The sequence below is a fragment of the Acetobacterium sp. genome, assembly GCF_041752335.1.
Lineage (GTDB): Bacteria > Bacillota > Clostridia > Eubacteriales > Eubacteriaceae > Acetobacterium.
In genome coordinates this window covers 1-18,080 of the sequence record NZ_JBGSHG010000125.1, presented here as the reverse complement: position 1 = coordinate 18,080, position 18,080 = coordinate 1, and the positions used below count along the sequence as shown (strand labels likewise).

Below are 18,080 nucleotides of genomic sequence, written 5' to 3'. Positions count from 1 at the left end.
TCGATTTTAGTATCTTCTTAACTTCTATATTTATCGTCAACAATCTTCCCATAATTAAGAGTAAATATTTGTCCTATCTGATCACTGTAATTATTTATTTCGGCCGGGAATACCACTTTCGCAAGGTACATTGACCTGACATTTCCCACAGCCATACCGAGGGGTGAATTTTTCCGCAGTTTTATCAAGAAAAATGCTGCAGAGACGATGGTCTTTTCCTTTTTCGATGGAGATGGCCTGCACTGGGCATTGTTTGACACAAGCACCGCATTGGGTGCAATAGGCATTATAAATTTCATAAGGTCGCTGATTGGGTTCCAACTGTAATTCCGTGACCAGACTGCCAAATCTTCCGGCAATTCCTTTTTCCGTGATCAACCCCTTTGAAAGACCAAAGGTCCCCAATCCTGAGAGATAGGCAATATGGCGTTCTGACCAGTTACTGGTAAACGCCAGGGGTTCGCCGCAGAGCTCTTCAATGGGTTCGGTTATGCTAAAAAATTTTTTATCCATAGCTGGTACAATGGTGGCATAGCCAGCCTGTTTTAGGCTTATTTCCAACTGCAATAACAGGGCTCTCAATAACCGATGGCCTTCAACCCGACCGACCAGCCATCCCCATGACGGCCAGATTTTCTGTTCCCGGTTACTGGCTTTCACGGCCTCGCTATAGGGCAGAAAAAATGAAATCACCGTATGCGCTGTGGGCAACCATTCCCGGGGATTCCGGAAATGACAACCGATTACCTCCGGTTTCTTAAGTATTGCAAATACCTCGTCACGGGCTTCACAAAAACCGAAAATTGGGGCATCATAGATTCTCTTTCCGACTAGTTCAGGGGGTGCTTCACTATCCATCTTTATCTGGTTATCTGCTGAATTTCCAATAAAGTCTTCCGCAAGCTGTATTATTTCTGTTTTGTCCATTTTAAGCCTCTCGATCAGATTCGTCTAATTTATTCAATTATAAACCAATCTACTGCCTTTGTAAATTTTTAAGTTTCAAAATTTCAAAATAATTGTTATAAATTCCACAGAATAGACTTTATTTCGTAAATTTGAATTGTTTTAAAATAATCCATACCGATACTCTTTTTTAAGAAACACCTCATCAATGTGCGTCCTTAAATCTGCTGTTTGACTCAACCCTGTTGTTGTAAAATTTCCGCAATTGCTGCTGCGTCAAGCGGTTTGTAGTAATAATAGCCCTGGATCAGATCACACTGCGATGTTTTTAAAAAAGATACCTGATTTTCATCCTCAACCCCTTCAGCCACCACCGACAGACCAAGACTTTTGCCCAGCTGGATAATCGCTTTCGCAATAGCCTGATCCTTATGATTTGATCCAATCCCATCGACGAACTGCTTGTCCATTTTCAGCCGATCCAGCGGCAGCATTTTTAGACGACCCAGGGATGAATACTCGGTTCCAAAGTCATCGATGGCGATGGAAACCCCAATTTCCTTCAGACCATTGAGTTTGCAGATAATTTCATTTAATTCTAAAATAGCAGTACTTTCAGTAATTTCAATTTCCAGATACTCGGGTTTAAGACCGGTTCTTTTGAGAATTCCCTCGATCTGACTAATCAGATTCGGATTTTTAAATTGACTGGCCGAAATATTAACAGCCATCAGGATCGGTTCGATACCCATTTCCTGCCAGGCTTTATTTTGCCGACAGGCTGTTTCAAGCACCCATTCTCCGATGGGATTAATCAAACTGGTCTTTTCAGCCAGCGGAATCACCACCCCCGGGGAAATCAACCCCAACTCCGGATGTTGCCAACGTAAGAGCGATTCGACACCAGTAACCTTTCCGGTGCTCAAACATACCTGCGGTTGATATTGAATAAATAATTCGCCTTTTTCCAGGGCACGATAGAGGAAATTCGTCAGCTGATTCTGACGATTCACGGCTTCTTTCATATCAGCAGAACATAGCAGATATTGATTCCGGCCTTTTTCTTTGGCTTTGTACTTGGCAATGTCGGCATTCATGATCAGCGCTTCCGGATCTCCACCGTCCATCGGATAGAGTGCAATCCCGGCACTGGCGGTCATAAAAAACTCCTGACCCTTGAGGATAAAGGGTTCATTAAATAGATTCATCAATTTTTCGGCAATCCCTGACATTTCGTCTTTGTTTTTCACATGACTGATCATGATTAAGAATTCATCGCCGCTAAAACGAGAAACCAGATCCGTTTTAGCCACAACACCCTTGATCTTTTCCCCGACCAGATAGAGAAGTTCATCTCCCATTTCATGGCCAACTGTATTGTTGACCGTTTTAAACGAATCCAGATCCAGGAAAATAATCCCTAAATAGGTGTCGGTAAACTCTTGTTTGACCATGCTGAAATACAGATAGTTCGTAAACAGATTCCGATTTGCCAACTTGGTAATCTCGTCATAATGTGCCAGATAACTTAGTTCCTTCTCCGAGTCGATCCGAGAAATGGTATCGCCAAGAATGTTCGCAATGATTTTGGCGAAATTCAGGTGGTCATCCTGCCATTCCTGTATCCTTGTCTCTGTCTCAAGTCCCCAGAATCCAATAATTTTTTCTTTGCTGGCAATCGGCGCAATAAGCTGAGATCTAGGAAACTTAACATCCATATTAATGAGCTCAGCATTGACAAATTCCGGAAGTTTGCTGATATCTGATGCCACAAACAATTCATTACCCAGAATTTTTTCCATTCGCCAGTGACTGGAATCAATGGGAAGGTTTTGGATCCGATCTTGACTGGATTCGATCCCAGGACGACAATAATCCTGGAGACATGAAAATGTTTTATGGTCCAGGTCAAATAAACAGATATAAGTCCGATCAACTAAAAAGAACTCACAGCTCGTTCTTAACAAATAATCGATATTCTCCGTAAAATTCTGCTGGTTGATTCCCACACAATCAGATGAAATTTGGGTGATCAGTTCCTGCAGTTTCATTTTTTCAGCTGCTTCATCAAGCCTTAATAAAAATAGTTTGTTAACATAGGAGCATAACCAAATGCCAATACAAAACATCCCGATTCTAACCGAATAATCAACCCCACTTACGCTTACATAGGTTAACGGCACCATCACCCAAACAATAATCTGAGTTAAAATGATGGATACGCTCATGATTCCCAGCAGGATTTTCTCTTTGAATACTAAAAAAGCGATAATTAGAATAAATGGAAAAGCCCAAATTGTGACTGCTCCAAATTCAATAAACTGCAGGGTGATGACGGGAATCAGTACTGCCAGCCATGATACACTAAGAAAGTCCTTTCGCTGATCCGAAAGTTTCAGCCTTTGCAGAATCTGAATCATCAAGCCGCCACAGATCAGGATAGCACTAAGAATCAAAACTTCCACAATGCTTGATTCCTTGCCGATAAGATACTGGGACACAAAATTAAGCATCCCACCAAACATCATAGCGATGGAAAGATACCCATAAACTTTTTTTATTGAAATAATATTTAACGTCTTGCTTTCCTGTTTTTCCGATCGAGCACTAGGCAAATCCGATAAAACCGGATTGCTCGGTTCTTTGGACGATTTTAAAAAAACATAGAGCCCTGCTAATATATAAACGACAAAAAATATAAAAAAAACGATTGAAAATAATAATACCCTGTTATCCATGAATCACCTCGATCAAGTCATTCTATTGATTTAGCTGAATTATAACATTTTTTTGTTTAATTGTCAGAAAAAAAGAACAATGGTTTTAATACATGAAAAAGCGCACCTTCTAATGCCAGACTTCTCTGCTGTCATTAGCGGTGCGCTCGATGATAATCTTAAACTAGCTTTTTCTTATACTCGATGAATTCATCATAGGTCGATAAACGATCGATGATGCCTTCCTCTCCGATTTCAATAATTCGATTGGCCACGGTTTGCATAAACTGATGGTCATGGCTGGCAAAAAGTAAGATGCCTTTGAAGTCAATCAGACCATTATTGACGGCGGTGATCGATTCCAGATCGAGGTGATTAGTTGGTTGATCGAGAACCAGTACGTTTGAGCCAAACATCATGATTTTGGATAGCATGCAGCGTACCTTTTCGCCCCCGGAGAGAACCTGTACTTCTTTGTAAATATCATCGCCGGAAAAAAGCATCCGTCCCAGAAAACCGCGAATATAGGTTTCCGTGATTTCTTCGGTGTATTGTTGCAGCCATTGGCAGATGTTCAGAGTACAGCCGTTAAAATAGTCACTGTTATCTTTAGGGAAATAAGACTGGGTGGTACTGACGCCCCATTTGAAACTGCCTTCGTCCGGCTCAATTTCTTCCATCAGAATCTTAAACAGAGTCGTCATGGCAATCTCGTTGTCTGCCACAAAAGCAATCTTATCATCCTTATTGACCCGGAAACTGACGTTGTTGAGAACTTTAACACCATCGATGGTTTTTGATAAATGCTCGACGGTTAAAATTTCTTTACCGGGCTCACGATCGATCTGGAAACCAACCCAGGGATATTTTCGGGATGATGAGGGCATGTCTTCGATGTTCAGCTTATCCAGCATTTTCTTACGGGAGGTCGCCTGTTTGGATTTGGATTTATTGGCCGAGAACCGGGCAATAAAGTTCTGCAGTTCTTTTGCCTTATCTTCATTTTTCTTATTCTGATCTTTTAATAATCGCTGAATCAATTGGCTGGATTCATACCAGAAATCATAGTTCCCAACATAAACCTTGATCTTGGCAAAATCAATATCGACAATATGGGTACAGACATTATTCAAGAAATAGCGGTCATGGGATACCACAATAACGGTTCCATCATAGTCCATTAAGAATTCTTCCAGCCATTCCACCGCCTGAATATCCAAATGGTTGGTGGGCTCATCCAGTAAGATGATCTCCGGCTTGCCGAATAAAGCCTGGGCCAATAAAACCTTGACCTTTTCGTTCCCGGTTAGGCTATCCATGTTGGCATCCAGAATGTCAACCTTAAGACCAAGGCCCTGGATAATCCGCGATGCATCGGATTCGGTTTCCCAGCCGCCCATTTCGGCAAACTCACCTTCAAGTTCGCCAGCCCGGATGCCATCCGCATCGGAAAAATCTTCTTTCATGTATAAGGCATCTTTTTCTTTCATGACCGCATAAAGATGCTGATTTCCCATCATAATGGTGTCAAGAACCGAAAACGCATCGAAGGCATAATGATCCTGTTTTAGCACCGACATCCGCATGTTTTCGGGAATAAAGACATTACCAGTTGATGGTTCGAGCTCTCCTGACAAGATTTTTAAAAAGGTGGTCTTTCCGGCGCCATTCGCCCCGATGACCCCATAGCAATTCCCCGGGGTAAATTTTATATTTACATTGGAAAAAAGATTTGTTCCGCTAAAATTCAAACTTAGTTCTGATACTGTTATCATTAATTGATAATCCTCCACTTGTTTTTATTATAAAGCACATTAATATTCAATAAATGAATTCTTGAATATTCCCTGTTTCTTTTTCGTTGTGTAGAGATGTGCCTACTTATCCTGTTATGAAACTTTATGCATACTCATAATTGGAACTTTCACCTTAAAAAGCTACATTAGGGTAGAGTTAATAGCTTCGCGTAAAGAAGAGGCCTTTATCAAAATACTGATAAAAAGCCTCTACCATAGATTATTATATTATATCCTTTTTCAATCCCATTTTCCAGTCTTTTTTTTGCAAAATATTCTGAATACATTCTGAGAATATAATTTATGGCATTCAAATGAAAGTTGAAGATAAAAACTGGTTCTCAGACAAGATTTTAGATTTAACGTTGAACCATTTGAAAATACTTTTTATTTCTTTGATTTCTTCTCTTTCTTAATCTTCTTTTCCTTTTTTGATCGAGACTTGTCGTCTTCATATCCATAATAGTGGGAATTCTTTTTGAATTTTACTTTTGTCAAAACAACACCTAATAGTACACCACCGACTTTGTCGATGTTTTTTTTTGCTTCAACAATTACTGATTTTTTTGTTTCATTAGCAGCAATAACGAGTATCTCACCATCAGTTACTCTAGATACTATGCTTGCATCGGCAAAGTTCAAAACCGGTGGAGTATCTATTAAAATTATATCGTACTCTTTCCTGCATGCTAAAATCATTTTTTCAAAAGCATCAGAATTCAATAGTTCTGTTGGCGAAACTTGTCGATCACCGGCAGTTAGGATATCAAACTTTTCAAGATTATTTACTTTATTTAACACTGAATCAAGAATTAATCCTTCAACTAACATATTTGATAAACCAGGCTGATTTTCTTTGATATCAAAAATCTTCCCCACCCGCGGGAGTCTCAAATCTGCATCAATCAAAAGTACCCGCTTGCCGGACTGTGCCAGTGTTATAGCTAAATTACATATGGTTGTTGTTTTACCTTCTTCTTTAGCACCACTCGTGAATAAAATAACCTGATATTTATTCTGAAAATTTATAAAATTTAAATTAGTTCTTAACAGTTTGTAACTTTCAGTTACATGTGATGAGGGATTACTTAATATTATTAAACTTGATAAGTTCATTATCTAGCCTCCCCCTTGAATTCTGGAATACTCCCCAAAACAGACACCCCAATAAGGCTCTTAATTTCGTCTTCATCTTTAACGGTATCATTAGCTAAAAACATTACAATCACAATGAATAATGAGAAAATAAGACCTAAAACACCACCGATAATTGCATTTTGTAATTTGTTCGGTGCAATAGGTTTTGCTGGTACAAAGGCTTGATCCAAAATACGAATATTTTCAACACCGACAATTTGAGAAACAGCTATGGTCAGCTGCTTTGCTAATTCATCAGAAACCTTTTTTGCAATTTCAGGATCTGGATATCGAAAGCCAACCGTGAATAAACGAGAGTTTTCTACAGTTTCAATAACAATATTATTGCGAAACTTCTTGTATGACATAACCATCGGATCCTCCGATGAGTCACCTTCGATGTTATTTGAATTATTCAAGGATTCACTGTCAGAAATACTCAATCCGGTGTTTTTTATAACTGCATCAATCACCAGACGCGTTAATGCGATCTGCTTATAATCGATAATCAACTGACTATCCGCTTCAAGCTGACCGACTGAAATACCAATACTTCCTAATCCTGAATCTTCTTGTCCGATATATAAAACTGTTTTAGCTTCATAAATAGGCGTAACAAAATTTGCTGTAATAAAGTAAGTCACACCAGAACCCATAATTGTCAATAATAGTATAAGCCACCATCTTTTAAAGAAAATCCTAATCAGCTCTTTAAAATCAACCTCTTTTGTTGCCTCCATTATTTACACCTCCCGTTTTATTGCCTTTGCCTATTTCCAATTTTCTAAATTCATTTCTTCTTTTTTATCAAATAAGTTTTTTATCATGTCCAAATCTTCTTGCCGATACAATTCATACCATAATCCATCGATCACCTCAGAATATGTAGGTAGGCGGTAATTCTCATAGACAATATCATTATCAGCTTTGCTCATTTTGATATAGTCTATAATCTTATTCAGATTTGCATCCGTCTTTATTCCCTGGTCGTAATAAGTTGTGACCAATTTGATTTTCTCTTTCGTACTAATTGATTTCAAATCTTCCATCAATGAAATCACAACCTCCTGTTGTCTGCCAATACGCCCATAATCAACATCACTGTCACTCCTGAACCGTACATAGAAAAGCGCATCTTTTCCATTTAGCGTTTGACTGCCCTGATCAATAGCAAGGGAATTATCATCGTAAAGAAACTGTTTCTTCGCATTGATTTCGACACCGCCGACGTCATCGATAATGCTTGAAAATGTATCAAAATTCAATTTAACAGAAAAATCTAGTTTTACTCCCAGTAGTTCTTCTACGACTTGATTAATAAGCTGCTCGCCTTCATAAGCATAGGCATGATTAATTTTAGTCATACCATATCCTGGGACATCAACTCTTAAATCTCTTGGTATCGATACGATGACCATTTTTTTTACCGTTGGGTCATACTTGATCACCATTATTATGTCGCTTCTTCCTTCTTCTGTTGTTTTATCATCAATTCCGTAGATCGCAAAAACAACTGTTTTTCTAGTATCAATAAATTTTAATAAATCCTCGTTGTTTTTATTTAGTACATCTTCTATCGACAAACTTGCTTCTTCATTAAATGAGCTATTTGATTCATTATCTGATTCTGTCCGATTGTTTGAATTATCACTTGTAAATACGTAAGCAAATACCCCAATAATTAGAAGAATCAATCCAACTGATATTACTGCATTTTTTTTTTTCTTCATTCGAATAGCTCTTTTCTTGCTTCAATGTATAATAATTTCAATATTTGCATAAATTGTATTAATAGTTTACTACTCAATGTTTTTAATGTGTATCGCTATGCTTAAAAGATATCATTTAATTCTTTCTTTTTCGCAATTTCTTTGACTTTACTGTTAACTTCATCACTATTTCTATACGTGGGTACAATTTTTCTTACCATACTGATGAGGTTATTAACATTGGGTGATTTTAGGGCCTCTGACAACTCATCGAGGGATTGCTTAAGCTGAACATAATCAATATCAATGGGTTTGCCGACATGGATTTTTTCGCATTTTGTGCCAATTAATCCCTCTTCATCCATCAGAAGTTCTTCATACAACTTTTCTCCTGGCCTCAAACCGGTTATCTCGATTTTAATATCTTCATCCAACTTTAGTCCTGAAAGCTTGATCAAGTCGACTGCTAAATCATAAATTCTTATCGGTTCCCCCATATCGAGAACAAATATTTCTCCACCGATTGCAATGGCTCCAGACTGAATCACCAATTGAGCCGCTTCTGAAATTGTCATAAAATAACGAATGATGTCTTTATGGGTAACCGTTATAGGCCCACCTTCTTTTATTTGTTTTTTAAAAAGTGGCACAACTGATCCATTGCTATCAAGAACGTTTCCAAATCTAACCGCCGTAAACTTGGTAGTACTCTGTTTTGCTAGGCCTTGAATAATCATCTCACAGATACGTTTGCTCGCGCCCATAATATTCGTTGGATTAACAGCCTTATCTGTTGAAATTAATACAAAACGATCAGCACCATATTCATGAGCCGCCTCTGCAACATTTTTGGTGCCAAACGCATTATTTTTTATTGCCTCCCCAGGTGAGTGTTCCATCAGGGGGACATGTTTATGAGCTGCTGCATGAAAGATCACATCAGGACGATTGCTACCGATGATTGTGAATATATTTTCCCGATCTCTAACCGACGCAATAATGACGTCTAGGTTTAGCTTATTCCCATATTCTTTAATTAGTTCATTCTGAATTTCATATGCATTGTTCTCATAGTTATCAATAATAATAAGTTTTCCCGGGTTAAATTTAGCAATTTGCCTGCATAACTCAGATCCAATTGAACCACCACCACCCGTGACGAGAACCGTTTTACTTTCAATGTAACTGATTATTTCCGTAACATGCAGATTCACCGAGTCTCTTCCAAGCAAATCTTCAATCTCGACACCTCTGATTTTATTAAGTGAAACTTGACCATCAATCACTTCGCGAATGCCTGGCATGATACGGACGTTGGCATTTGTCCGCTTGCATTCTGCTATAACCATTCTTACCGTATACGGGCCCGCAGTTGGCACCGCAATGATGATTTCATTTATCTTGAACTTGTGGACAATGCTGTAGATGTCATGATAATTACCTAGAACTTTTACCCCAGAAATACTCTTGTTCAATTTATTTTCGTCGTCATCGATAAAACCAATAATCTGACCGTAATTTGATGTGTGGTTTTTGATCTCTGTTGCTATTAGCGTAGCGGTTGCACCACTCCCAATAATCAATATTTTCTTATCATGTTCAATTTTATTAAATGAGTTCCTATTTTTCAAACTTCGAATAATCCGATAACTAAAACGCACACCGCCAACAAAGGCAATTTCTAAGATCATCGCTGTTAAATAAATACCAAAGAACATTCTCTCACCCATGAAGATAAGATAAGCTGTTCCTAAAATAGCACCCACAAACCCTGCTATTATAATTTTCATGAATTCATCAACCGATGCATATGACCACAAACTGCTGTACAATTCGAAATACCGGTATATAAGAATTTTTCCCACCGTCAAAACAATACTGCTATTTAAATAAATGGTAAGAACTTCTGCTGGTATATGACCCTCAAACTGCAATAAAAGCGCCGCAATAAAAGCGATGTTCACAAAAATAATATCCGATAGAACTAGAAATAATTGTCTGCTAGTTTTTTTTTGCATGGTACTCCTCGCTTTTTCTTAACAACTTTTTAATCTCAGATCATAAATCAATATCGTTCTATGTATAATTATTCAGATCTTAATTTATATGCTAGAATTCAAACCACAGTTAAAACAACTGCAATTTTTTCTTTTGACCAATATTAAAATCCCCAAGGACTGAATCCATAATCATTGCTCTAGGATTTTCAATAAACAATAAATCTGCGCATCGACTACCGAAAGCTTTGTAAACAATTTCATAAGCCATCTTCATTACAGGTGGACGTTTGTCTAAATTATGCCCATCTGAAGCAACTATATGAGCGAGACCATCTTTAATCAACTTAAATGCTTTTTTTCTTGTTTTTTTATCCACGATATAGCTTGCTGTAATTTGGCAATATATCCCTCTTTTCACAAGATCCTCAAGCATTTGAGGTTGATTTTTAAAAATTTGATATCTTTCAACGTGGGCTAGCACAATTCTGTAACCATTTTCTTGAAGGTCTCGAATCATCATTTCATGAAATGGATAGAATTGATAGACCGGTAGCTCCAGGAGCAGATAACGGGTATTCCCCATCGTATAGGCCTTTCCAGTTTTTATTGCGTCAACATCTTCTTCACTTAAATATATCTCATTTCCTAAATGCATTTTGAAGTCAACCATATTTGTTGCAACGTACTCTTTCAATACACCATATTTTTCTATGACATTTTCATTCTGATAGAGCGGTGTGTTAAAATGGGGCGTTAGTATCATCTCTTTTACACCGTCATTATTTGCAACACGCAACATCTGTATAGCCGTATCCATGTCCTTAGCGCCGTCATCAACTCCCGGAACTAAATGTATATGAGTATCAATCAATGATATCACTCTTTCTATTAGGGATTGAATTACGAATATGGAGCAATTTTTAGAAATAAATCCCCAAATTAACAATAAATTTTCAAAATAGACTCGATTCAAAATTTCAACTAAACTATTCTCTATCCTGAACTCCGACTTTTCGCATTGTCATGATCTGTTCTGAATACTCTGTCTGTTTCAAATCATTAAGTGTATTCACAATGAAAACCATATGTTTTCTCGCTTCCTCTATCATATTCTTGAATCTTTTATACTCATTTGAATCAACTTTGAATATCTCTAACTGTTTTTTGTAAATTTCGATATAGTTTTTTTCAAGCTGTAGAGCAAATTGCAAGAACTCCTTTTCTGATGATAAGTCTACATTAGTGGCGTATGTTGTAACATAATCTACTTGCTCTTGCGAAAGCATCGCTACTGTTTCGTTTAATTGAATGTTATTAAATTGAGCATCACTTGAAAGGTCAATCATCAGTCGTTTATGTTTAAATTCTTCCTGGGCAAATCCTAAAACAACCGATTTTAGCTTGCCGGAACTAAATTCAGAGAATTTTTTGTACAACTCTGCTCCTTCTTCTTCTATCTTAGCAAGCATTAAAAACCATTCCTGCAAAGTTATTATCATCTTTTCGCTTTTGACTTCATGTTTAAATTCAGAAACAATTGTCGGAATCGAATCTGCTGCAAAGTTACTTTGATCGCGGTCATCATCAAATAAACCTTGATTTGAAAAGTCTGTCTCGTTAGCAAGCAACTCCCCTGAATTAATAACATCATCATTTGAAGCTATACTTTCTTCAGATACCATGAATTTATAAAGATTATTTTCGCCGTTTAATTGTGAAGGTTCAAAGTCAATATTGCTGCTTCCGATAGTTTCTCCACTACTCTGAGCTGACACAGTTTCATTCTTATCTCTAAAATGAAACTGCATCGTGTTAATACCTGGCAATTTGATTGACTTATCATAGCTTAACGATTCAGTTAATTCCGATTTGTCTAAGCGATTACGCGTTTGACTGTTGTCAATAACCGATTCCTGGTCATTAAATAGTGAGTGCACCTTGTCAATAGTTGCATCATTATTGCTTAACAGAGTATATGGGTTATCATTTCTGCTTTCTTCATCATTAAAAAGAGATTGAACTTTATTACTTAAATTGTTTTCCCTAACTTTCGTTGGAGTAGTTGACAATTCCTTATTTAGTGAGCTTAATACTAACTTTGACTTCTCAATTTCTTCATTTGTTCTTTGTAGCTGATCATTAGCACTATATAATTCATCGTTAGTCTGTTTTAATTCTATCTTCATGGTATCTAATTCACTTTTAATTGCTTCCAGGTTTTGTCTCAAAAGTTCTGGTAGCTCATTTTCTTTTGCTAATTCGGCTCTAACACTGTTTAATTCTGCTTTCGCGGTTTCTATTTCATTTTTCAAAATTTCAAAGAGGTTGTCGTTAATCCGCAATTCATTTCTACTTGATCCAACTTGTTCATTAACATTCTTTAATTCGTCCTTAGCTGCTTTCAAAAGCAAATCTTGATTCACTAGTTCGCTTTTAATGAATGTCAACTTATCATTTAAAATAGCTAACTCTTCTTTCTCCTTTTCAAGCAGATGCTCATTATTCTTTAACTCACTTTGCCCGAATGCCAACTTATCCTTGACACTCTGTAACTCTTCTTTTGACTCCGTCAGAAGAAGACCGTTTCGTTCTAATTCGTTTTTATTAATCACTGATCTTTCACTGACAATTCGCAACTCTTCTTCTACTGTCTTTAGGCGATTTTTTTTGTCCTCCAGATCACTTTTACCAAGTTCCAGTCTTTCTTCGATTTTCTGCAACTCTTCATTAGCTGCACTAAGCAGGTGCTCTTTATGTTCCATTTCACTTTTATCGAGCACCAATTTTTCACTGACACTCTTTAGCTCTTCACTAGCTTTTTGAAGCAGACGATTTTGGTACTCAAAATCACTTTTACAAAGTGCCAATTTTTCATTAACGCTCTGCAACTCTTCATTAGATACCTCCAGAAGGAGATTATTGCTCTGCCATTCGTTTCTGTCCGAAATTAATTTTTCATTGACAGTCTTCAAATTTTCATTAGATATTTCGATCAGTTTTTCATTCATCTCAATATCATTTTTAGCATTTTCCAGAACTTCACTAAAAGTTTCTAATTCTCTCTTAGAAATTTCAAGCATTTCACTGTTAGTCTGCAATTGACTCTCAATTTCAGATAGCTCCTGAGATCTGTAGCTAATCGTTCTCTCTAGTTTTAGAACCTCCCTATACTCATCTTTATTTACTTGAATATTCATTTTCTCATCTAGATTTATTGGATATCTTTCGTCCTTTGCGGTTCCTTGTGACTGAACTTTTGCCCCATTCTCAAAAATTATTATATACAATGCGGGTTCCTTGTTAGAATTCTCCAACGGCCCAACGGTAATATTTACAAGCAAATTCCCACCCAAAGTTTTAATACTTATCTCGGGTGTATAAATAATTTTTTGTTGAGCAACAGCCTCCTTTAACGCAATCCCTAATTCCCGTCGCAATCCAACTCGAGACATTTTTAATACATTACTAATTCCATGATATCCTGGCACAGGTTCCAAAAACATGCCTGTTTGTCCGTGAATAAACAGAATATGTCCTAACTCATTAACGACAACTGCTGCGGGTGCAAATAGTTTTAGAAGTGTCCTTTCCGTTAACCAACGCAAGGATTTACTTACTGGCTTGGATGCTCTAAAACTGGTTGCTCGAAATTCCTCATTCCAGTCCGTCATCAGTTCAATAAATTGATCATTTACTCTAAAACGCGGATAGTTAAATTCCTCTCTTTTCACGTTTTCACATTCTTTCTTTAGCTCTGACATCATACTTTACTCCTTTCGAAAAATTTGCTGTTCTAATTATTAAACTTTCCCGACAAGAACCCTCAAAATATCCGCGACTTATTTCTTAGTAGGCGATCAGATTTCATTCTTGCACTTATGAATAGCTTTTCATTCTTATCTTCCCATCCAATATCGTGCTATTTAGCGATTCGACAAATGCTTATCTGAATTATTGTCTGATACACTTAAAACTCGAATTTTCAAGTTGTAAATTAAATTGTAACGAAATTATGTCTAAATAGAACTAATGCCATTAGTTCTATTCATTTCTTTACAAGATTATATCAGTGTTTTAAAGGATTGTCAAAGCATTTATATCTAAATTGTAACCAAATTCTAACATTTTTTCTACATTCGAATAAATCTATGATGTGAATACTAATAATTGTGTGTTTCACGTGTGCGACTCGACTTACAAACGAAAACATATACATTTTTCATTCTATCGCGATTCAATATAAGCGTTACCCTAATCTCGACTGAATAAATCTCGAGTATATACTTTGTCCACTACATCTTTAATCTCATCCGTTAATCTGTTCGCGACAATGATATCAGAAATTTGTTTAAACTCTTCTAGATCAGTAATCACCCTGGAGTTAAAAAAACAATCACTATGAAGTGTTGGTTCGTACACTAAAACTTCTATGCCTTGGGCTTTTATGCGTTTCATCACACCTTGAATTGCAGATTCGCGAAAATTGTCCGAATCTATTTTCATTGTGAGTCGATAAATCCCTACAGTTTTAGGATTTCTCTTAATTATCATTTCTGCAATGTGATCTTTTCTTGTCCTATTTGCATCAACAATAGCCGACATAATGTTCTGAGGAATGTCAGCATAATTCGCAAGCAATTGTTTTGTGTCTTTAGGCAAGCAGTATCCACCGTATCCAAATGAAGGATTATTATAATGATTTCCAATTCTAGGATCTGAACCGACCCCATTGATAATATCACGGGTACTTAATCCTCTAATCTCAGCATATGAATCTAACTCATTAAAGTATGCAACCCTTAGAGCAAGATACGTATTTGAAAAAAGTTTTATTGCTTCCGCTTCGGTTGATTCTGTATAAATGATATTGATTTCTTTTTTTATTGCGCCTTGTTCAAGTAACCTAGCAAAAATTCTAGCTCTTTCCGATACTTCACCGATTACTATTCTTGATGGATACAGATTATCATAAAGCGCTTTCCCCTCTCTCAAGAATTCCGGAGAAAAGATGATATTATCTGTTTTAAATTTTTCTTTGATTGCCGCTGTATAGCCAACAGGCACTGTTGATTTTATAATCATAATGGCATCCGGATTAATTTTCATAACACTAGCTATAACATCTTCGACTGTTTGAGTATTAAAATAGTTCTTTTCAGGATCGTAGTTTGTTGGGGTAGAAATAATAATATACTCAGCACTTTTAAACGCAATCTCGCATTCAGTAGTCGCAAATAAGTTTAGTTCTTTTTGTTCAAGATATTCTTCTATTTCACGATCAATAATTGGAGATTTTTTATGATTTATCATCTCAACTTTGTCTTTTAGTATATCAAATGCGATTACTTCGTTATTTTGCGCGAGTAGAATCGCATTAGACAATCCTACATAACCAGTTCCTGCAATTGTGATCTTCATGTAAACACCTCTCCTGTTCTAATCAAGACAATCAGCATTTTTACTTTAAACAGTCTATCTAATTAAAAATACCTAAAAAACTGATATCGTTACCTCTATTTGTCGGTATAGTAAATGGGCCTTGATTAGCAATAACAATTGCTCCACCTCCATAAAGACTAGTACTGCCTCCAGTATAGAGCGGTGTGGACAATTCATCAAATTCCTCTTCCGCATTAAAACCAAAATAGCCTCCATCAGCCTTCAATAACATGGCCGCCCGGAAATTTGTAATAAAATCACCAAATGTTAGCAGCGGATCAATGTGTTTTTGAACCGTTCGTTCCACCGCTTCTGTAGCCGTTCCTCTATCTGTTATGATTTCATTAAATACCTTCACATTATGTCCTGTTTCTCCTAAAGCAGCATCTATTTGGGTGCGTAGGTATTGAGAAAAGAAAAAGGAAAGAACGTAATTGGACGAAGATGCATCATCTAAAACATCATACCTCATCAGGGACAAACCATTTTTTATCTTTTCATCGTTGTTATAGAGATTCACATTCTGGATGACATAGCTTTCGCCAGATGCCTGCGCGGACTCAATCATCTTTGCATACATCCCTACTGCCGCCTCGGATAGGGTTTCATCAAGCCAAATCTCCATTCCTTCACCTTCTTCAACAATTCCATTGCAATTAAAATTAACCATGTGTTGAAATTGGTATACTATAGTTGAATAAAACTGAGACATGTCAATGGTATTATTCACCTGAGTAATCGTCGGATTGGTGTCAGCATACAGAATTTCCATTTTATTCGAGTCTGCCTCATCATATAAATCACCCGCATAAAAATAACCTGTGTAATAAGTTGAATTCGGACTGGAGCCTGTATAGCCATCCTGTAAGTCAAAGCAAAGGATTGCAATTTTTCCATCACCGTTAACGTCAGGTGCGGTATAGAAATTCTCCGTTATTAATGGATAAATAATATCGTCAAATTCACTGCCTATTGACCGTGCGGTATCGTCCGATATCACGACTTCAATTGCATTGATATCCACCCACACCTGAACGTAAGAACCAATATAAGCAAGCCTGGCTTGGGTTATATCCATACTATCTGTTGCAAAATTGTAGGTGTAAAAGTCTCTGACCTTGTTAAGCTCTTCGACTTCACTTGTTTCCAGCATCGAAGGCTCAATAGGCCGCTCTTCCGGATTTGATTTAAACGGAAGAACTGCATCCCTTGCAAATGCCTGCTGGTTTGAAATTGTTGTTTCCATAACTTCAGTTGTCGTAATCAAAGCTCCGGTTGGCTGCGAATCGATTAAGTCCTCAGACTCATTGCTGACTATAATCCGATTCCCTAATAAGACATTTCCCTCAGAATCCACACTGGCAATCGCTGTTACTACCTCAGAGAATGGGCTTTCATTAACACCGGAGCTAGCTTTGACTTTGAAATAGTAACGCCTTCCCCCATCAAGTCCCTTCACAGTATAGCTTGTTCCAGTTATGTCACCATCAACTTTCATGAAATAGTCATCTGTATCAACTGCCTCATAGAGTGTATAGCTTTTTGCTTCGTCAACAGGCATCCATGATAATGAAATCTCTTCTTTTCCGACTTTTGTTTCGAGCCCTTCCGGTGCCAGTAGCGCAGATGAAGGTTTGATTAACCTAATTTCAATGGCTTCCAGTCGGTAACTGTAGCCTTCCGTCCCAGCAGGTTCGCCATCTCTCGCCCAGTTCGTTTCCCAGCCCAAATTTTGGATATGAGTTCGGTACTCCACCGAATAACCTGGCATATTTATCAGCCGAATTTGAATTCCCTCCAGTCGGAGGCTAAGTCCTTCAGTTCCAGAAGTTGCACCATTTTTTGATCCGTCTGTTTCCCATCCAATATTTTGGATATGGGTGCGGTATTCAACTCCAGCACCAGCTGGCAGCTCATCCCCAGTTAGCTTGATCTGAATCCCCTCAAGCCTGAGGCCTAGCCCCTCAGTACCTGCTCTGCCACCATCTTGAGCCCAGTTTGTTTCCCATCCAATATTTTGAACATGGGTCCGATAACAGATGCCACTAACTGCAGCGATATTAAACGACTTCCCCTGATCAGAAGGGATGGTATTTGTAAATTGAACAGCATTCCCTGCCGCTAACACTCCAGGCCAAACGAATAACAAAGCCATGATTAGAATCGTCAGCATACGAACACTCATTCTTTTCATATTCTTTGCCTTCTTTCATAAATTTGAATATTAGCTAACCATTTGTGTTTGTCAATCAAAAAGTTTAGCGTTTGGTCTCGAAAAGTTGTGCACTTGCCAACACAATTTTGTTCATTAGCAGATGGTCGTCCAATCTCTTTTTAACAGAGTACCATCTGCGCAACTTTTGAATACTTTTTGCC

11 protein-coding genes are annotated in these 18,080 nt (G+C 37.4%); all 11 read right to left on the bottom strand.

The window, feature by feature from the left end; genetic code table 11:
* Positions 1-90: 90 nt before the first annotated feature.
* Complete coding sequence (locus ACEW8F_RS15280) at positions 91-927, bottom strand: 4Fe-4S binding protein (RefSeq protein WP_373484327.1); 837 nt, start codon at positions 925-927, stop codon at positions 91-93.
* Between the two features lie 215 nt (positions 928-1,142).
* Entirely contained in the window at positions 1,143-3,644 is a 2,502-nt protein-coding gene (locus ACEW8F_RS15275) for an EAL domain-containing protein (RefSeq protein WP_373484326.1), read from the bottom strand.
* A gap of 158 nt (positions 3,645-3,802) precedes the next feature.
* On the bottom strand, positions 3,803-5,398 hold the full coding sequence (locus ACEW8F_RS15270; protein ID WP_373484325.1) for an ABC-F family ATP-binding cassette domain-containing protein: 1,596 nt from the start codon (positions 5,396-5,398) through the stop codon (positions 3,803-3,805).
* Between the two features lie 408 nt (positions 5,399-5,806).
* Positions 5,807-6,535: a CpsD/CapB family tyrosine-protein kinase gene (locus tag ACEW8F_RS15265; protein WP_373484324.1), complete on the bottom strand. Its 729-nt coding sequence runs from the start codon at positions 6,533-6,535 to the stop codon at positions 5,807-5,809.
* Positions 6,535-7,296 carry a YveK family protein gene (locus tag ACEW8F_RS15260; protein WP_373484323.1) on the bottom strand — a complete coding sequence of 254 codons (762 nt, stop codon included), beginning with the start codon at positions 7,294-7,296 and terminating at the stop codon, positions 6,535-6,537. Before ACEW8F_RS15260 ends, ACEW8F_RS15265 begins: the two co-directional genes overlap by 1 nt.
* A gap of 30 nt (positions 7,297-7,326) precedes the next feature.
* Positions 7,327-8,286: an LCP family protein gene (locus ACEW8F_RS15255; RefSeq protein ID WP_373484322.1), complete on the bottom strand. Its 960-nt coding sequence runs from the start codon at positions 8,284-8,286 to the stop codon at positions 7,327-7,329.
* A 101-nt stretch (positions 8,287-8,387) separates the two neighbouring features.
* Positions 8,388-10,283, bottom strand: a complete 1,896-nt coding sequence (locus tag ACEW8F_RS15250; protein WP_373484321.1) for a polysaccharide biosynthesis protein — start codon at positions 10,281-10,283, stop codon at positions 8,388-8,390.
* A 109-nt stretch (positions 10,284-10,392) separates the two neighbouring features.
* Positions 10,393-11,136: a tyrosine-protein phosphatase gene (locus ACEW8F_RS15245; RefSeq protein WP_373484320.1), complete on the bottom strand. Its 744-nt coding sequence runs from the start codon at positions 11,134-11,136 to the stop codon at positions 10,393-10,395.
* A 115-nt stretch (positions 11,137-11,251) separates the two neighbouring features.
* The gene (locus ACEW8F_RS15240; RefSeq protein ID WP_373484319.1) at positions 11,252-14,029 is read right to left on the bottom strand and encodes a hypothetical protein; all 2,778 of its coding nucleotides are present in this window, start codon (positions 14,027-14,029) and stop codon (positions 11,252-11,254) included.
* Positions 14,030-14,516: 487 nt separating this feature from the next.
* Positions 14,517-15,683, bottom strand: coding sequence for a nucleotide sugar dehydrogenase (locus ACEW8F_RS15235; RefSeq protein WP_373484318.1), 1,167 nt, complete (start codon positions 15,681-15,683; stop codon positions 14,517-14,519).
* Between the two features lie 58 nt (positions 15,684-15,741).
* Positions 15,742-17,898, bottom strand: coding sequence for a fibronectin type III domain-containing protein (locus tag ACEW8F_RS15230; protein ID WP_373484317.1), 2,157 nt, complete (start codon positions 17,896-17,898; stop codon positions 15,742-15,744).
* Positions 17,899-18,080: the final 182 nt, after the last annotated feature.

Excerpts from the sequence above, each read along its gene's own strand:
- ACEW8F_RS15280 (WP_373484327.1), bottom strand. The coding sequence starts at position 927 with ATGGACAAAACAGAAATAATACAGCTTGCGGAAGACTTTATTGGAAAT.
- ACEW8F_RS15275 (WP_373484326.1), bottom strand. The coding sequence starts at position 3,644 with ATGGATAACAGGGTATTATTATTTTCAATCGTTTTTTTTATATTTTTT.
- ACEW8F_RS15270 (WP_373484325.1), bottom strand. The coding sequence starts at position 5,398 with ATGATAACAGTATCAGAACTAAGTTTGAATTTTAGCGGAACAAATCTT.
- ACEW8F_RS15265 (WP_373484324.1), bottom strand. The coding sequence starts at position 6,535 with ATGAACTTATCAAGTTTAATAATATTAAGTAATCCCTCATCACATGTA.
- ACEW8F_RS15260 (WP_373484323.1), bottom strand. The coding sequence starts at position 7,296 with ATGGAGGCAACAAAAGAGGTTGATTTTAAAGAGCTGATTAGGATTTTC.
- ACEW8F_RS15255 (WP_373484322.1), bottom strand. The coding sequence starts at position 8,286 with ATGAAGAAAAAAAAAAATGCAGTAATATCAGTTGGATTGATTCTTCTA.
- ACEW8F_RS15250 (WP_373484321.1), bottom strand. The coding sequence starts at position 10,283 with ATGCAAAAAAAAACTAGCAGACAATTATTTCTAGTTCTATCGGATATT.
- ACEW8F_RS15240 (WP_373484319.1), bottom strand. The coding sequence starts at position 14,029 with ATGATGTCAGAGCTAAAGAAAGAATGTGAAAACGTGAAAAGAGAGGAA.
- ACEW8F_RS15235 (WP_373484318.1), bottom strand. The coding sequence starts at position 15,683 with ATGAAGATCACAATTGCAGGAACTGGTTATGTAGGATTGTCTAATGCG.
- ACEW8F_RS15230 (WP_373484317.1), bottom strand. The coding sequence starts at position 17,898 with ATGAAAAGAATGAGTGTTCGTATGCTGACGATTCTAATCATGGCTTTG.